The 18528-nt window shown below is 42.5% G+C and carries 12 protein-coding genes and 2 tRNA genes; 12 read left to right on the forward strand and 2 right to left on the reverse strand.

What is annotated here, in order from left to right; translation table 11 throughout:
- The 8 genes from D6774_03200 to D6774_03235 form a co-directional block, all read left to right on the forward strand.
- On the forward strand, positions 1–918 hold a 918-nt coding region (locus tag D6774_03200), incomplete at its 5' end, for a hypothetical protein (protein ID RME77803.1).
- Positions 897–1712 (forward strand): hypothetical protein, encoded by an 816-nt coding sequence (locus D6774_03205; GenBank protein ID RME77804.1) that lies wholly within the window; start codon positions 897–899, stop codon positions 1710–1712. The genes D6774_03200 and D6774_03205, both read left to right, overlap by 22 nt.
- Positions 1709–3829, forward strand: coding sequence for a hypothetical protein (locus D6774_03210; GenBank protein RME77805.1), 2121 nt, complete (start codon positions 1709–1711; stop codon positions 3827–3829). Before D6774_03205 ends, D6774_03210 begins: the two co-directional genes overlap by 4 nt.
- Positions 3826–10470, forward strand: a complete 6645-nt coding sequence (locus D6774_03215; protein ID RME77806.1) for a hypothetical protein — start codon at positions 3826–3828, stop codon at positions 10468–10470. Before D6774_03210 ends, D6774_03215 begins: the two co-directional genes overlap by 4 nt.
- Positions 10467–11282 (forward strand): hypothetical protein, encoded by an 816-nt coding sequence (locus D6774_03220; protein RME77807.1) that lies wholly within the window; start codon positions 10467–10469, stop codon positions 11280–11282. The genes D6774_03215 and D6774_03220 overlap by 4 nt, the downstream gene beginning before the upstream one ends.
- A 311-nt stretch (positions 11283–11593) precedes the next feature.
- A complete protein-coding gene (locus tag D6774_03225; protein ID RME77808.1) occupies positions 11594–13486 on the forward strand; it encodes a hypothetical protein in 1893 nt (630 codons plus the stop codon).
- An 87-nt stretch (positions 13487–13573) separates the two neighbouring features.
- The gene (locus D6774_03230) at positions 13574–14095 is read left to right on the forward strand and encodes a hypothetical protein (GenBank protein ID RME77809.1); all 522 of its coding nucleotides are present in this window, start codon (positions 13574–13576) and stop codon (positions 14093–14095) included.
- Positions 14088–14591, forward strand: a complete 504-nt coding sequence (locus D6774_03235) for a hypothetical protein (GenBank protein ID RME77810.1) — start codon at positions 14088–14090, stop codon at positions 14589–14591. Before D6774_03230 ends, D6774_03235 begins: the two co-directional genes overlap by 8 nt.
- On the opposite strand, the gene D6774_03240 is transcribed toward D6774_03235, so the two are convergent.
- Entirely contained in the window at positions 14572–15255 is a 684-nt protein-coding gene (locus D6774_03240) for a hypothetical protein (protein RME77811.1), read from the reverse strand. The two genes, D6774_03235 and D6774_03240, sit on opposite strands and share 20 nt — an antisense overlap.
- Before the next feature lie 66 nt (positions 15256–15321).
- On the opposite strand from D6774_03240, the gene D6774_03245 reads away from it, so the two are divergent.
- From D6774_03245 to D6774_03255, 3 genes are all read left to right on the forward strand, one after another.
- Positions 15322–15451: transfer RNA gene (locus D6774_03245), tRNA-Leu, on the forward strand.
- A gap of 72 nt (positions 15452–15523) precedes the next feature.
- Positions 15524–15865, forward strand: coding sequence for a hypothetical protein (locus D6774_03250; protein ID RME77812.1), 342 nt, complete (start codon positions 15524–15526; stop codon positions 15863–15865).
- A 73-nt stretch (positions 15866–15938) separates the two neighbouring features.
- Positions 15939–16010, forward strand: a tRNA-Thr gene (locus D6774_03255).
- Positions 16011–16057: 47 nt separating this feature from the next.
- Here D6774_03255 and D6774_03260 read toward each other — a convergent pair.
- Entirely contained in the window at positions 16058–16594 is a 537-nt protein-coding gene (locus D6774_03260; GenBank protein RME77813.1) for a hypothetical protein, read from the reverse strand.
- A 465-nt stretch (positions 16595–17059) separates the two neighbouring features.
- Here D6774_03260 and D6774_03265 point away from each other — a divergent pair.
- Positions 17060–18528 (forward strand): hypothetical protein (locus tag D6774_03265; protein RME77814.1); only part of this gene is annotated, 1469 nt, incomplete at its 3' end.

An 18528-nucleotide genomic window follows, 5' to 3' on the forward strand; every position in this document is an offset into this window, starting at 1 on the left:
CAACCAGGAGCAGAAGTATGCAAACCAACATCAAGCGGAAAAGAATCCTGTGCGCGCATGGTTTCTTGTGGAGAAGACGCGCCGCCTGGCTGCGTTCGTTCATCAGCAGGACCAAGAAACGCTCCTTGGAGTCCTCAAAACATCGTGGACTTTGTACGCGGAGGACCAGCAACACAAGGGATACGCTCATTAGGAAATCTCATTGGATTTAGACGAGACCTTGAAGACGCAGCAAAGAAATATCCTAAACTCTTCGGAGTGCTCAAAGGAGTTGATATCGCAAGTTTTGCAGCAGAGCGAATCTGCGGAGGAGAAATCGATCCAGGAGAAGGAATATCTGCAGTAGCACTCTCCTCACAAGGAGGATACATTGTTCCGAGTATGACAAAACAAAGACAATCACTCACCATCGGCTCTAACGAGACGTGCACGCAAAACTGTACGTATCGCTACGCAGCCATTGTAAAACTTAGCGCACCAGAGTTTGAATTTAACTATCAAATCATCCTCAAAGAATATGATGCTTCAAAGGGTGTGGCGCTCTTCAAAAAACCACAACATCTTAACAAATCAACACCTGCAAACATTGTTGTACCGTTCACCTCAGACAAAGACTATCAAAAAATCTGTGTACAAGTTTTACCTCCACATGACGAACTCTTGCAATTTTATTATCACATAGAAGATGATCGGTTCCCAAAGAACGGCGAGTTCTGCGCTCAAGTCTTTGAAGGGGATCGTAATGATAAAACACTCCAAGAACTTGAAAACCTTGCAGGAGGAATTCCTGACGTAGCGCAACAAACTGCTACCTCACAAAGCCAAGGAACCACTACGACTCCGCGTTCCCCAGCAAACTTGGAGCAATGCGCGTATCAAGCAGAGGATATACGAGGATGTTTAAACAACGACATTTAAATCTGAAAAACACATGGACAGTAACTAAGAAAATCCTTGAAGGTATTGCCTGGGATGCCTTGCTTATACTAGTACTCAGTTTAATCTACGTGATTATCCGCATAGTTTCTGATGACTTGGCATTTCTACTTACAGAGTTTCCAGCACTCAGCGAAGGATCTTCTCTTGCAGAAATAACTCTTGGCGGACAAATCGCAAACACCGTACTCAAAAAACTTGTTCTACTCTGGTCGTTTTCCTTTATCGCATTCATTGCGAGTTGGATTCTCATAAAATACCTCTTGTACCGTCGCTTACTCAACAAGCCTTGGAGCTTTAAGGAGCTTCGTGTTTTTGCGTTACAAACAATTATCTACTGGACGGGAATGGGAGTACTTGTTGCAATATTTAGAGTTGCACTTCTACCCTTTTACGATTCCCTTAGCTACCCTCTTAATTTCATTACTTATTCGGTTGCAATGCTTATCGCAGTGAGTGCGACTCTCATACTTGGAACTTCGTTCTTGCTCTCCAACGCGCCAACCATCAAAGAAACCTTCAAAAACTACAAAAAAATAAGATTAATAAAGCAAGCAAACCATTGGTGTGTAGTTGCAGGACTCGTCATTACTAATGTTGTAGGGTATTTTACAACATCTTACGGATTAAGCACAGGTTTTGCAAACATCCTCATGCTAGTGTACCTAAGCTGGGTTCGCGTGTATTACGCTCAAGCACTTGAGAAGGTAACACGCGCGAAGAGAGTTGCAAGCAAACAAAAAGTAAGCAAACAAAAAAAGAGGCGAGTAAATTGAATAAAAGAGGGCAGATAACGGTGTTCATCATCATTGGCATAGTTGTTCTGCTCTCAAGCGCATTGTTCTTCTACGCAAAGTCAAGCCAATTAGGGCCATTCAAACCATATCAGGGAAGAGCAGGACCAGTAGAGCAATTTATTGATCAGTGCGTCTCAACGATTGCACGACAAGCAATTAACCTAGCTGCAAATCAAGGAGGGTATGTCACGCTGCCTCAACGAATCGATCTTAACCCTGCGCTGTACTTGGTGGAAAATCCTGGCGTTCCACGCGACATCGCACTACGAGTTCCTTATTGGTATTATGAAGGAAAGACACGATACCCAACGCAGACACAAGTAGAAGCAGAGATTGAAGGCTACATTGTTAAGAACATCGATTCATGCTTGCAAAACTTCTCAGCATTTAGAGATGAATATGTGATAGAAGAAAAGTCAGTAAAACAAGCAGTAGTGGCGCTTAACCGAGAAGACGTTACTGTTCAGCTAAACTACCTTGTTGATATTACTCCACGTGGAGGAAATGAGACGACGTCAAGACAAGCATTCACCGTGTCCATTCCTGTTCCTCTTCTTAGACTATACAATCTTGCAGTTGATATTGCAAAGGGTTCTGCTGAGCAGAGCTGGTTTGAAACCTTTACTATTGATATCGCAGCTCTTATGCCAACGGATCAGTTTCCGTTCTCAGACTTTACTCTGTTACGCTCACCTAAGCGCTGGTTTACTTGGGAGATACGAGAAAACTTACAAGACATCCTCGCAGCAGTATATCCTGGTGTACGCGTAGTGGGAACAAACTACCTTCCCTTCCTAGAAGATGAACGCAAGTATGAAAAGTACCGCGGTCTTTTTGAGAACATAGAAACCGTTCCTGACAACGTGATCTTCAAAGATTCTTCAACACTTCCATTTCCGCTAAGCGGGTTTTCCTCATCAGCAGAGACAAGAGACGCTGATGAGATCTTGCGCAGTTACTCTTTTTGGCCAAAAGAAGATGCACCTGAAGACGCCTATGCGTATTTTCATTACCGTCTTGACCCTAAGCAAGAACATCCCAACGATCCTGTTTATGATTATTCCAATATTAAAGTCTCTGTACAGTACAAACCAGATTGGGGTATGAACTTCGTTGCACGTCCGAGCAAGAACGGAGTCTTACAACCCATACAAAAAGACATCACGTACAAACTGCTCAGCTTTCTTTCCATTAACTATTACTTTTTCAACTACGACATTCAATACCCTATTCTCATCACGCTTAATGACCCCACTGCAAACAATGGACAAGGCCAAGTCTTCAAATTCGCACTTCCCGTACTCATTAAAGGCAATGAGCCTGATAAGACCTCTCGTGTTGAGCCCTATTACGAACCTTCAACAGCTGAGCCAGGGTTTTGTGACCCTTCTCAAAGAATCGGAGATGAAGTACACCTTTTCGCACGCGATGCTATTTACCACATTCCTCTTGACAAGGTGAACATGACGTACATTTGTCTTGAAGAATCTTGTAACTTAGGACAAACAAAACCTGCAGTTGGAACGTATAGACTAGACACCACGCTTCCTCAAGGATGTTTTGGCGGTGTAATTCTTGCAGAAAGAGAAGGTTATCTTCCAGCATCAGCACAGCTTTACGGCGATGAGCTCTACCTTGACCTCTACCCACTTGCAAAAGTTCCCGTAGATATTCGTAAGATAAGAACTGATGAGATCAACTATGCTCTTGGAACAACCATTCCTCGCTTCTTACAACCAGGAGAACGAGCAGTTATTACTCTTGAGACTCAAGAACCCACACCGCATTCCGTCTTCTTGCAAATTGATGGCACTGGAAGGTTCAACACGAACAACACCATTGATCTTATCTTCGATGATGGCATCACCTATGATCTTTCCATTTACCTCTTTGATCAAAATGATGTCTTTGTAGGGGGGTTCTTCGGCAATTTCACACCAGAACTTAGCACCGCTCTTAGCGCACAGTACTTAGAGCTTCAAGCATTTGAAATCTCACCAAAACCCACAAACAGTGACGAGGATTTAATAAGAGTCTTTGATTTCCTCAACAATAAGACAAATAATCAATACATCAAACACACCTTTAAACCATGAGAGATAATAAAACAGCTATCATTTGTATTTGGTTCATAGCGCTTATCACAGCGTGGCCAGCAGAGATGGCACTTGCTCTTTCCATCAATCACGTTCCAGGAACCGTTGATGTGAGCGCAGGACAAGCACAACTACAGTTCACAACAGATGCTAGTGCAACAGCAACGGTAAAGTACGGAGTAGCCCAACCACCAGGTCTCTCATCACCTCAATCAACAGGAACACAACACATCATCACGCTTTCCAACCTCACGCCAAGCACAACATACTACTATTATATTGAAGCAACTGACGGTGTTGAAAGCACGCGTCTTCCAAGCGTGGGAACCTATAACTTCGTCTCAGCACCACCTCCTGATGCCATTCCTCCAGGCCCGATCACAGCACTCGAAGCACAAGTTCAACCAGGTCAAGTTCTTCTGGATTGGCAAGCACCAACTGATAGTGACCTACGCCACTACGCAGTGTATCGCAACGGCAACCTTCTAACAACAGTCAAGACGACAAGTTATACCGACGCTCAAATAGGTTTTGATACGCCTTACACGTATGAAGTAGCCGCAGTTGACACATCAGGAAATGAAGGGCCTCGTGCAAGTGTAAGCGTAACAACACTTGGAGAGCATTACAGACAAATTCACCTCATACCAGGAGAAGTTACTGTTGTTGGAACAACAACACTCATTACCTGGTCAACAGATGTTCCCACAACAGGAGAAGTACTCTTTGGCAGAGAAGACCTCTCGCAAAGTGAGCAGAGCACAAACCTTAGCACACAAGGACAAGTCATTCTAAGAAACCTTGAACAAGATACTACGTATCAATACCGTATTGTTGCTTGCGATGAATTTAACAACTGTGCAAATTCAACCATTTCCACATTCAAAACAACCACCCCCAAGCCACATGGCATCACTCTTGAAACACCAACTATTGACGAGCAAGGACTCGTTGCACATCCAAGCTTGTTTCTCGACGTAAAAGGAACAACAACACCTGGATCAATTGTTCGTGTCTTCGTTGAGGGCATTCACAAAAGAACTGCAAAAGCAGCAGAAGACGGGTCCTTTAATTTCCGCGCAATTACGCTTTCCACCACAAAGACAACAGAAATTCGCATTGAATCAACATCAATACTTGAAGATCAACCTGCAACGATTACGTTTAATGCAATTGCAGATACACAAGACCCCGTTGTTGACGTTACCCTTGCAAATTTCACCACGCAGCCATACCTTGATCTTGAAGGGAATATCACAGACACTTCAGATATCATCAAGGTCTCGTGGACTATCAACTACCTTGATGATCAAGAAGGGCCTCCTGCTCCGCTTGATTTGGACACAAAAGCACTTGGACCAAATAGCATAGAGCTCACGTGGGATCCCGTTGATGATGCACAAGGATACGTCATCTATCGAGAAGATGTAGGAATAAAAGAAAAAAGAATCATAGCAACAACAACGACAACAGAATACGTGGACAATCAAGTCTCAACAGATTCAGAGTACATTTACTCAGTTGCCGCTTATGACGAATATCAAAACATTGGAGCAGAATCCCCTGCGGCAAGGCAACGCACACAAAAAGGAGGAGAAGCAGTAGAACCCGCACCTGCAATATCCTTTCCCGAGCCTTGCTCTGATTGTTCACAAATAATAGAATCTGTTAATTACCAAGGGTTCAAATTGCGCATAGGCCCTCTCACCGAAGGAAGGAACGAGTACACCATCACTTTTGCAGATCGCGCAGGAAGATCGCAATCATTTAACGGACAGGTCATCTTTGATGAATCACCTCCCCGCTTCATCACCCCTGCAACAAGCGCGGAACTTGAAGCACAAGAGTCACCAACATCCATACCTGATATTGAAATAGAAGGAAAAGTAGATGGTCCTGCAACGGTCTACGCGTTTTTAGGACCAGCAGTAACTCAACTAGACCAAGCAGTTTCCGTTGTGGAAACCGATGAGAACGGATCGTTTGTAATTCCTGTCAATTTACTACGAGCAAAGTTTTCAGGAAAGATTAGTTCTCCTGACGAGCCTATTTTTTGCGATGATGAAGATGTTGATGGAGATGGCGTAAAAGAATGGGAGGAGGCAGCTGCTCGTTATCCTGAAATTGACTCCGTTGAGAGTTGTAGATTATTTGAAGCATCTCTAGGATCATCAGGAGGAGTACAAGTAAGTCTCCCTCTTGATCTTCTAGGCCTTCCTTCTGATGGTATTGATACCACGGTTACTTTACTTGCTATTGACCCTGCGGGTCAGCGATCAGAACCCCTCTCAGGAGTTATTAAATATGCAAGTTGTTCTGAAGGCAGCGATTGGTCTGTTTCTGTTGAAGGACCATTCCCCACAAGTCTTAATTCAAGAGAAATTCTTGAAGGAGTGGCAACACTTGGCTTTGTGTATAACCTTACGTGGATAGGCGGAGGGCAACCTGGAAAGATCAGTACTGTTCAGGTTTCCCCTGCACCCCTTGGACTCTCAGAACGCACTCAATTTGACCAACCAGAAGACTGGATCAGCGCACCTTTACTTGTACAATCAACAGATAAAACCAGAGGATCAGTAACGATAGGTATTACTCCGCGCAACCTTCCAAGTGGAAGTAACGTTACGATACGCGATCAAGAAGAAAACATTTCTAATCATCGCAAAGGACAATGCGGCGCGTTAGCAGGAGGAGGTGCAGTAGATGCTGGATGTATCAAGATGAAACTTCAACTTGAAATCGCATACTCCTCAAATCAATTAGGTTCACAAGACTTTGAAGCAGGACTTGCAGGATCAAAAATACAAAAAGCATGCATTCCCGTAAGCGTGATTATTGATGAGCGCATTAATCCTGATAAAATCCCTCGCGACTTCCTAAAAGCATCGGTGCAATTCCTCAACGATTCCATTAGTATTCTTGAAGGAATATACAAACCCATTGCAAAGATTGCACAGATCATTTACATCTCTTGTGGCGTCACCTTTGCAGCAACGCTAGGTCAGAATATCATTGAGCGATTCCAATGTAAGTATAGTGGAGGTGTTAAAAACATCATTAAGGCGTCTTTAGGTGTTTCCACACTTGAGCGCGCAGCAGAACAAGGAGTATGTAAAGAAGTATTTGATGATGTGCAAGATCAAGGTGCTTGTGAGCGTTGCGCAAAAGCAAAACAACGACTTGCACAAATGACAACTGCAAACAGGTGGTTTTGTGATAGGATGATCTGTCCACCTGTACCTTCACTACAAGAGTACATTAAGCGAAAATCTCCTGTAGGAGCGCCAAGCGTCACTGCTGATCGTACCATCACAGCAGGTAATGTTCCTGAGGATTTCAACCAGATCAAATCCTCTTGTCAAGGCATTGGTGTGAGCAACGAAGTCATAAAAGAACAATTCACTTACAGAAATAACTTCAAGAAGAACGCTGACAACGCAGGTGAGAGTGCGGTAAGTTGTTATTATGAAACAACCCCTGGGTTTCTTCCCTGGATTGGTGGTCTGAGCAAAACTGCAGGAGGACACCCGTACACAGCGCAGTGCTGTCAAGCAGAATACCTCTCAGAAACCAAACCCGCAGCTCCCTTAGTTGACCCTCTTAAACTATCTTATTGTCTTGCAGATCCTGATGCACCTGGATGCGGTCCTTCCAATTTTGTCAACGGCATTGCAGGAATCTGCCAGGCAGACACAAAAGGAGACCGCTTTGCCTCACCAAAAGGCATCGTCTATGATGATGAGAAGTCTTCAGATCTTGGACTGCAAACAAAAGAAGTCTACTACTACATAGACTACGAAGACGGAGAACTCGTCGCAGTGTACCGAGGATACATCAAGAAACAATTCAACCTTGAAAATGCACAAGATCTCTCCTTGGATGGCGCGATTAAAGTGAGCGGAGGAGACTACTTCATAAAAGATAGTTCCATCAACCTTAAAGACGCATTCCTTAGTGAGAGTAGTACGGGAGATGGAAGTACGTCAGGAGTTCCCGAAGCATTTGCAAACGATCTTCAAAATGCAGGAGTGAAAGTGGTGGGCGGATCCGCAGGAAAGCCAAACAATAAGCTCATCCAACAAGCATATGAAGAGGTTCGCTCAAAACTCAACACCCCAGATAGAAAATATGTTCTACAGCCAGCAGGGTCCTTTGTCCAATCCATTATGACTCTGTGCATTTCAGGAATTCTTTCCTATCTCAAACTGTGGATCAGAGTTATGACTATGTTGCAAATGTGTTTCCAATCCATTCTCATCACAGGAGATGGCAGTTCAGGACAATGTGAAGCAATTGTCTCACAATACATCTGTGACTTACTCTTTGAAGCAATCTCCTGCTTTGTTAATACCTACAAAGGCATTGAAGGAGGAAAAGGTGGTTTTGGAGCTCTCTTTGCATCAATTGCTGATGCGAATAGTCAAATGCTCTCACGAACCGCTGAGCGCTACGGAGAGGACAACATCTTTACCAATCAATTCAGCACGCAAAACCTTGCAAACGCAGCCTGTGTCTGGGCATTTACAGGAAACTTCCCTGAGGATCTCTTTAACGTGTTTAGCACAGACCTTGAACTTGATATTAACACCACTACGCTCATAGCACCTGCAACAAGAAGGTTCCAAAACTACGACGCTAATGGCAAACCTCGCTACGTGTATAACATTGGTTACTCCGTCTTTGCAGGAACAGATATCAACTATCGCATAGAACTTGTCTGTTCACCTCAAGGAGACTGCGCAAGCGGAGTAGGAGATGATGTGCAACAATACCGACAACTCGGCTACCCTGATGATGATACGTGCAAAGGACTTGCCACAAAAGCAAGCAGAACAGCCTGTACTGGACACATTATTCAGCCGGTTGAGAGCTGGGTGCGCTATGACAAAGTAAGAGTGTGCTGGGCACCAACCAAGAACAATCAAGCAATACCAGGAGGAGCAAACCCTGGAAATCCAAGCGCACTTTCAGGCTGCAACGAAGTAGATATTAGAGATGTTGGAGGAGCACCTTCCTTTTGTAAGCTTGATACGCTTACAGGAACTTTCAAATGCGCAGTAGACTTTGGCTCTGACAATACTGCAACGATCAAAAACATTGAAACCCTCCAAGACCAATTTAACACGGGAGACTCAGAAATATTCAATATTGACGTTGCACTCAACGTTCCCGAAGTTCCCGAGACGAACTGCGTACAGGACTGTAAATATACCAAATATTTAGAAGTGCTTGTCTTTAACGATAAGGGAAGACAAGTCTGGCCACCTCTTGGAGAAACTGCTGTGAAACGACTCAACGGACGCCAAGTACATCACATAAGTTTCTATAACACCTTTGACTGGCCAAACACTCCCCCCTTCAAAATAACGCCTGAAATGTTCACCGCAGGAAGCGGAGGTACTTGCGAAGTTGTACAAGATGGATTAGTCATAAGACCGTCTGTTGAAGCCTGCACGTATTTCCCATCTGATGGTATCATTGAAATCAAAGCAGATGGAAGCACACTCAAAACACGTTTCAAAGCGGGAACGTACACACGCGAGACTCTAGGCAGTAATGGTGTCACAGATGAACTCTCAGGAGTGGCGTTCACACCGTGCGTTCTTCGAGGAGCTAATTATGTCTGTTCCATCTTAGGAAAAACACTCTCCATTCCCGCAGCAGCAGTACAGAGCACTCAAGGCACGTTAAAATCAGATAGCACTTACATCGTCTTCAAACAAGAATCAAAGCAAACAGGAGAATGCGATGCATCAGAGCGCACGTGGAAAGCACAAATCACGCTTTACGACGCGTTCCAAGATGGTCTTAACGGATGGCGCAGATCAGGAACGATCACTGATGATGGTAACCGACAACAACGATACGAAACGTTCAAGGTAAGATGTTCGGGAGGATTATCACAAGAAAACAAACTCATACAATCAGAATCAACCAAAATACTCACAGCGACGAGACCTTCTGCTGGAGGGTTTAGTGTAAGCGGACTTTCAGGAGATGACCAAGTACAAGTACTCAGTTTTGAAAACCTCATTCCAAGCGGGTTTCCCGCATTCACGTTTACGGTTTCCACCGCTGCAAGAACCAACCCCATCCTCACACTCAACTTAAAAGATGCAGGAGTATTCGGAGCAAACAGCGTTCAAAAAGTAACCGTTCAGTTCGCAGACGGGTCGGGATTTCCCCTCCAAGTTCCTCTGTGCACTACTCCCACACCTAATCTTGACACTTGCATTAAAAATAACAATGCGGAGAACTTCCAACTACAGTTGGAGAAAAAAACACAACCAAGAAAATACGTCCTCTTATTATCTATTGCTTCGAATCCAAAAGTTGACACCGGAAGTGCCGAGCAAATCACTAATCCCTGTGAAGGAAAAGACAATTTCACTCAATGCGGACTTCAAGGAATGTGCTTTGAAAATGTGTGCAGGAAAACCTGTGTTGAGAAGATACCTGATGATCACGGAGGTGTACAAGAGAAAACAGGTGTTTGCGTACCCCTCCCAAGTAGCTGGAAATCAGAAAAAGATGGCGCGCAATATAGAGAACTCGTAACTGGTTTACCTGTAACTGTCAAGGGTGTCACCTACGTGAAGAGAGTGAGTTGTGAGGGAGACGACATTTGCAGACTACAATGAACATCTTCAAAAATGTGGAAAAAAATGTTGAAGCCTCATGGAAGGCAGTAAAAAAACATCCACTTAGATTTTTCTCCATTCTCCTTTTAGACTTACTCTTCTTATTCCTCTTCATCGGTGTAACGTTTGTCCTTGTAACACAGCTTTATGATCACATCATCACGCTGTTTACTCGCATGCAAGAACTCACAGGAGGTCTTCTTAACAACATAGAACAACTTCCTAACTTTGATGCTCTTTGGAGAGATGCACAAATACAAGAATCCTTCAACCAAGTCCTCATAAGAATCGTGCTAAGCATACTCTCCATGGCAATTATCTTCGCATTCCTACAAGGACTCTCCTGGTACCAGTCCCAAAAACTCTTCAAAAGAATTCAACTACGAGCCTATCTTGCAACCTTCATCAATAAGACCTTCATCACTTTTGGCTTGTTCTTTATCCTCGCACTTGCAGCTGCGAAAACACTGCTTACGAGCTCATTTAGTCTCAACCCCGTTATCAGACCGGAACTAGTACTTGGCGTATTTAACATTAGTCTAGGTGTGCTGTGGTACTTTGCAATACTCTCCTTCACCCAAAGAGGAAAAACATGGCAGGACATCAAAAAAGCAGTGTTCTTTGGAACAAAAGGCATTAAACACATAGCAGGGGAGCTCGTTGTGATTATCATAGTCGGACTCTTACTCAACTACGCAGTACTCCCTTCAATATACTCTCTTAACAACCTTGCTGGAATGATTTTCGGACTGCTTCTCTTCTTGCCTTACATCGCGTTTTCACGCATCCTTCTTATTAAAGCAATGAATTAAGATATTCTTCTGGTCATCTAGAAAGGCGTTTAACGTCTTCAAGGTTTCTAATCTCTTCAACGTCTTCAACCTATCTAAAAAACTAGCCAAAAACTCTTGCTAAAAACTGATAGTAATGTCTCACTTTTCATCACTCACCTACCATTTTATTTATAAATGAAGAGCGGTAGAGTAACTTGTGTAGATTTAAAAACCACATCTGCGGGATTAAGAGAACCCCCAACAAAAAACCCATCAAAACCCACCAAAACACGTATAAAAATCCTAAGAATTGTTTAAGAACATTTTTAGAAAAACACTACTAAAAGACCATGACGAAAAAACAAGTAAAACAAACAACAGCAAAAGAACAACAAACACAACAAATTGATCTTGATAAACTCTCAGAAGAGATGATCAAGCGCTTACCACAATCAGAACAAGAGCGCATTGCAAAAAACAAAAAAGACCTTGACAAATTCGTCAAAGAATGCACAAAAAAATTCTCTGACTATATTCTCGGCATAGGACTCCTACCATTCCCCAGAGGAACCATAGGACCTGACGGAAAAGAAATACCTCCTATGGACGCATCAGGAAAACCCATTCCAAAAGAATCAATGAAACTCATTGTCCTCGTTGACGATCAAGATTCTCAAAAAATGTCAAAACTTGAGCTTAAAGAAAAACTCATGACCATCAATGAACAAATCGCTCAAGACATTAACAAAAACCTACACGCAGAATCAATCCTCCTCTCAGAACTCTGGCAATCACTCTACGACGGAAAACTTGACATTCTTCAAATGTTCGCACTAGCAGCACCACTTTACGACAAAGGAATGCTTGCAGCGCTCAAAATAGGAGAAATCCACAAATCCATGGCAATTAAGAAGTTCGAAAAGTACATTGTCTCTTACGTACTTTTCGGATCACTCACCAGAGGAGAAGCAACACACACCTCAGACATTGACGTTGCCATCATCGTCGACGACACAGACGTTAAGAAAATGACGTTGATGGAGCTCAAAGACAAACTACGAGCAATCATTCACGGAATGGGAGTTGAAGCAGGAGAGCTTACAGGAATTAGAAACAAGCTTAACATCCAAGTCTACATTCTTACAGAATTCTGGGACTCTGTCAAAGAAGCAAACCCCGTTATCTTCACTATTTTACGTGACGGCGTACCGCTTTATGATCGCGGAATGTTCATGCCATGGAAACAATTGCTCAGAATGGGAAAAATCAAACCATCCCAAGAAGCAATTGACCTCTTCATGAGTTCAGGAGAACAAATGATTTCTCGCATCAAACACAAACTGCGAGGACTCGTAGAAGCAGATCTGTACTGGTCAACGCTCACACCAACACAAGCAGCACTCATGCTCTACGGTATAGCACCACCAACACCCAAAGAAACCATCAAACTTATGGAGGATATCTTCGTTAAAGAAGGTCTCCTTGAAAAAAAATACGTTAACATCATGCAAGAAATTCGTGACTACTACAAAGGATTAGAACACGGAGAGATCAAAGAAATCACTGGAAAAGAAGTAGATGATCTTCTTACAAAAGCAGAAGACTATCTTGCAAGAATCAAAAAACTCTTTGAACAAATTGAAGAGAAAAAAGCAGCAGAAAGCGTTCTCCACACGTACGAAGCAGCAATAACTGCGGTTAGAGATACACTCAATCTTGAAGGAGTTGAGAGAATACCCGAAGACAAAGTAGAAACGCTTTTTGATGAAGTACTTGTAAGCACAGGAAAAATTCCTCAAAAATACAAACGCATCCTCTCAGAACTCATCAAAGCAAAAAAAGAATTTGAACAAGGAAAGCTCAACAAACACGACATTGCAAAGTACAACAAAGACGGACGCGAATTCATACGCCACCTCGTAGAATACATTCAACGAAAACGAGGAGAAGAACTAGAACGAACAAAAATCCGCGTCAAATACGCAGGTAACAAATACGGAGAAGTCATCCTTCTTGAAGACCACGCATATGTCATACGCGACATAGACGCACCAGAAAAAGAAGTCTCAAAAGCAAAAATAACAGAAGAAGGCGGAATATCCGGGCTTGTAAAAGCATCCCTTGAAGAATTAGAAAAAGACTTGACGAAACCACTTCCTAAACGAGTCTTCATCAAACAAGCAGTTTTTGAAGATCTCAAAGAAATCTTCGGAGAAGACGTGGAAGTCTTGATGAAGTATTAAATTTTCTTTCAATTTTTTCATAGCTTATTTTCACATTACTTAAACCGTATCAACATTTAAATACTCTTTTTGCCCTTTCTTCTTGTTATGATCACAATTCCTGCAGGTAGCGGTAGTTTTAGTACTGTTCGCTACACAGGACCCTTTGATTGGGATAAAATTCAAAGCTATATTTTCAAAGAATTTTCTGATTGGGATGTTGCGGAAAAAGTACATAAACACAAAAAAAGCGGTGTAGGAATTGAAAAAGAGATTGAGTGGGAATTCACTATTAAAGCAACGGATCTTCTTTTGTACAAGGTCGGAATGTCCTTTCATGTGTGGGATTGGGTGCAAAAGGAAGTGGTAGTAGATGGCAAGAAAAGAAAAATGGATTATGGAAGGGTTGAATTCAAAATGAATTGGAGTATTCAAGCCGATTGGCAAGGAAAATACACTCAAGGTATTGCAGCAAAACTCTTTAACTTCTACATCTATCATCTTAAGAAAAAAGACCTTATCGTCACCGTTGCAGATCCCTTTAAATACAGAATGCTCCACGTACAAGAACAAATAAAAAAATTACTAGGACAAACAGGGTACAACCCAGAGGGATTTAAAAGTGAGTGAAACACGCGAACTCGGATCAGTAAACTTAACGTATGAAGGTATCTTTGACTTCAAAGAACTCTACCGCCTTGTTGATGACTTCGCACGAACAAAAAATTATGGTAAGAACGAAAAAGTCAACAAAGAAATCGTTCACGAAGATGGAAAGGACATACAAATCGTTCTTGAAATTCAAAAAGAACAAACAGACTATGTTGCAAAGAAGCTGAAAATCGTTTTTGATGCAAAAAATGTTAAAGATGTTGAAGTAAACCTCGACGGAAAAAAACTAAAAATGCACAAAGGAACGCTCTTTTTTTCCATTAAAGGATACCTTATTACTGATTGGGAGGGGAAATGGGAAGCAACTCCTTGGCAATTCTTTATTCGCGCAGTTTATGATAAGTGGATCTACAAAAAAGAAACACAAGATTTCGCAGCAGAAGTAAAAGCAGATATGAATTTCCTACGAGATCAAGTACGCGCTTATCTTAACCTTACTCGGATGAGCGTATGAATTGAGAAACTCTTTGCATGCACACACGTAACTCATCATAGATTAGTTCTCTTGCTTTGTGCCACGTAGCAGGGTGATAAAAATCCACATAAACTCGTTCCCACTTATCAACAAAAAATGACAAGGGACCTACTTGTTCTTGACTTTTCTGAGGGATCAGTTGCTCGGCAATACTAAACGTACCTCCGCACAGTATGATGTCTGGGTCAAACAAGTGAACCTGCTTGGGCCACAAAGCTTGTGAAGAAGTGCCTTCTTTATACACGTCAGGCCAATAACTCTTAGCGCTTCCTGCACTTTTCTTCACATTCACAAAAGCAACTTGACGAAGAATGTCTGCAAGTTGTTGAGATGGAAGCGAATCCACGTGCGCAAAGGGGGGAAAACCATGGAATATGCCGTACAAATACTTGGATGCATTGCGCCACATCCTAAACGCCTTGTCTTTACTTGCATACCACTCTATGTGTTCACGTAGAAATTCTCTAAGATCAAAAGGCCCTTCAACTTTTCTGTCTTCTGGGTGGTGGTTGACTTCTTTGAGAAGGTAGAGCACACGAGGAGATGACTGTGCGTAGCGATACTCATCAACAACGCCATCAGGGTAAAAATCACTGTTTTGAAGGGGTGCATAAAGGAATTCGAGGCGTTTAGAAAAAACCATGTGCTTGCTTGTATAAATTGTACAAATATTTTTAAACTAAACGGGCGCTTTAAAAATAAACTCCTTGTGGGGGTAGCAAAGTCTGGTCAAATGCGCAGGACTTAAGCGACCTTTAAACGTGGACACCTCGTCGTGTGGCGAGGTCTTAGAAATCCTGTCCCTTATGGGTTCGAGGGTTCGAATCCCTCCCCCCACATCCTCATAGTGCGGAAATGCGCGTATTGGCGCGCGTATTTATGAAGGTGCGTTTTAACGCAAAACGGATACGATGAAAGAAACAAAAACAGAAGTAAAAAAAGCATTTAAACAGATCCTACGCGAAGCAAGAAAACATGATCGCAGAATACGTGGATCGCTTAGAAAAGAGGTCTTACGAAAAGATTCTTTTCTCTTCACCTTAACCATTTCTCAAAAAACGGGGTTGTTTTCAAGAAGTGATTTGATTAAAATCCTTGCAACTCTGGATTTTGGAGAAAAACAAGAGCTGCGCATTGTTGTTCATTACTTAGACAAGGAGGCTTCTCATAAGTTTCAAAAGATCATTTTTGATCACTTATACAAAATACGCTCAAAGCTAAGAGTGCTTATCAGGGAGAGAAAGGACTTCTAGTTGTTGATCGTCCCTTTTTGAGTGCTTATCGCATAAAAACCTTTATAAATGGCGTTGCGAGAATTTCACTTGTGCCCTGGTGGCTTAGTGGTATAGCGTCGCATTGGTAATGCGGAGGTCGCGAGTTCAATTCTCGCCCAGGGCTTATTTTTAATCTGAGTTTCTAAAAAGGAGAGATTTTGAATCTATTTTTTACTTGAAGAACGTGCTATCAATGAGTTTTCTCTTCTCAACAGCATACATTGCAGCGTCGCGTTTGGGGTTTTCAGAATTGCGCAACGTGAAGAGTTGACTATCATTTAGAAGTGCGCCGCGGTTTTCTTGTTCCATTCCACCATTTGATTTCTTAACTACTGCTTCAACATAGACCATCTCATTGTGTTTCATTTCCCAGTATCTGATGTGTGCGAGGAAGCAATTTTCTGGAGGTATTTGGTTGTGTTCTTCAAGGTCTGGCCAGCGATAGTATGTCACATCTGCGCAACCATATAGGGGGTTTGAAGGCTCGCCGATGAGTTGTTCTTTGATGTCGTAGGGAAGTGAAGATCTGCGAATTGCACGTTCAATGAGTGGAAGTGCGCGAATGCCTGCTTTTGCTAAAAGTGTTTTTGGCACTGAACCGTTGCGAACAATCATTTGATTAAGTGCTAAACGCACAACATCTGCAAGAGAATCTTCACGGAAAACATCGCGTTTCCAGTTTTCATTAGCGATAACTTGATGTGCCATTTTTAGAGGGTTGGAGCCGGGGGATTTCTTGTTATTTATAAATTCTGCTTCTTTGTGTGTTTTCTTGTTATGTTTTATTTTTGAATGTTTTGAAGTCTTGGTGGTTGTGTTACATATGCGTAAGACACACTACGTATGCGTTTTAAGATGCGTAAATACGTGTATGTAGAGTAACGTAGGAATTCGTATTTATTTCTAGAGGGGGTTGTTTTGAGCTTGAAGGGCGGTTGAACGGGTAAGAGGTTTTTTTGCTGGAGGGCAGTTACGAGGGGTTGTAGGGGGCTTGTTGTTGAATTTAACAAAAAAATCTCACAAGTCACTACTTCGGAATAACAAATAATCAAAAGCTTTATATATGGGGAGCATATGTGAGTAGGGAAAGGGGTGGAAGGACTAGACAGATCAGCACTAAACTTGCTGAATCTGAACTTGCACTAGTCAATAAGTAAGAGATTACCAAGAACCATGGACCATTCAAAAAAACTCTCAACATTTCTTGCAAGCACAGCACTTGCATCAACACAATCTGCACTCGCACAAGACCAAGAATGCGAACAACTTCTCAACAAATATGGTATAGGAGAAATCCAAACTATCAAACTTCCCGCAATTCCAGGACAACGAGCAATCAACCTTTTTCGCATCCCTGATAATCCTATTTTTCCAGAAACAGATGCAGGATACTGTGATCTACAATTCACAGGGATTGCTAATTGTTATAGGAGTATGAGTGATGCAAAAAATAACGCCCCTCTCACTCAGCTAAACTTAAGCGACAAACTTCCTGGAAGTAGGAACACTCTTGGAACTCTTGTGCAATGCGCAGATGAACGCCCTACAAGACAAAGAATTGAACATCAGAAAAATCAAAAAGGAAACCAAGAAGCAGAGAAACCCACTCTTATTGAGGACGATCCTTCACTCTTACCCGAACCAAAAAACTATTCTCAACACACTACACAAAGTGCTGCACCATTAACTATCACAAGCATAGAGCAAAGACTTGCAGCACTTGGAATCTCTGCACCTACACAAACAAGTGCACCTACACCACTCACTGATGCAATTATAGCGTCTTATGCAAAGAACACCACTCAAGAAAATGCAGTAACAGCACAAACACAACAAGCACCACAACCGGTCACACTTCCTGGCTTTATTCAAGCATACGAAGGACAACTCAACGCAGAAGAAGATGACATCACAATAGGAATCTACCTTTCAGCAGCTGTACTTAACGAACTACAACAACGTAACGCAGAACCAAACACTGCAAGCACAGAACTCACTACCCTTGCAGATGCAGTAAGCACAGTTACACAACCAAACGTAATTACTTCTCCAACTATGTTAACAGATGCAACCCAAGCAGATGCGCTAACGCGCACAACATCAGAAATAACCTCTCCTGAAAATACAAGCCCTCTTCTTCAAGATGAACTCCTTAATTGGGATTCTCCTAGACATATTCCTGCACCTTTAGGAACTCCACAAGATCCTGCAATCGCAGAAGGAAAAGATCCTCTTCATTGGAACGCTGTAACTGGAGCAACCACTGCAATAACAGGGTCTTCAACTTATGTTCCCGTTACAGATAGCGCTCAAGCAAGTACCCGTCCAGAAGACGCATACACACAAGAAGAAAGACAGCAATTAGAAAAACAACTGGAACCTGTTTCAGCTATCTCAACAGATCATAAAAGCTACTTCGCAAGAGGACTGAAGAAATTCCTTAACCTCTTCCGACGTAATGGAAAAGATGAACCACTTCGCCCAACACACTTAGAAGCACGACTCAGCGAAGTAACAGGAACAGTTACCGACGTCACACTCAACGCAGCTCAATACATTTCAATTTACAACGACGGATCAATGGCAAGAGGACCACAAGTATCCCTTGACAGCGATCTCCTCGCAGTGATCCCTATTGAAGG

The sequence above is a fragment of the Candidatus Woesearchaeota archaeon genome (genome assembly GCA_003695435.1).
Taxonomy (GTDB): Archaea; Nanobdellota; Nanobdellia; order Woesearchaeales; family UBA11576; genus J101.

What these genes read in the sequence shown, in the direction of transcription:
- D6774_03205 (RME77804.1), top strand. Translation starts at nt 897, where the DNA reads ATGTTTAAACAACGACATTTAAATCTGAAAAACACATGGACAGTAACT.
- D6774_03215 (RME77806.1), top strand. Translation starts at nt 3,826, where the DNA reads ATGAGAGATAATAAAACAGCTATCATTTGTATTTGGTTCATAGCGCTT.
- D6774_03220 (RME77807.1), top strand. Translation starts at nt 10,467, where the DNA reads ATGAACATCTTCAAAAATGTGGAAAAAAATGTTGAAGCCTCATGGAAG.
- D6774_03225 (RME77808.1), top strand. Translation starts at nt 11,594, where the DNA reads ATGACGAAAAAACAAGTAAAACAAACAACAGCAAAAGAACAACAAACA.
- D6774_03230 (RME77809.1), top strand. Translation starts at nt 13,574, where the DNA reads ATGATCACAATTCCTGCAGGTAGCGGTAGTTTTAGTACTGTTCGCTAC.
- D6774_03240 (RME77811.1), bottom strand. Translation starts at nt 15,255, where the DNA reads ATGGTTTTTTCTAAACGCCTCGAATTCCTTTATGCACCCCTTCAAAAC.
- D6774_03250 (RME77812.1), top strand. Translation starts at nt 15,524, where the DNA reads ATGAAAGAAACAAAAACAGAAGTAAAAAAAGCATTTAAACAGATCCTA.
- D6774_03260 (RME77813.1), bottom strand. Translation starts at nt 16,594, where the DNA reads ATGGCACATCAAGTTATCGCTAATGAAAACTGGAAACGCGATGTTTTC.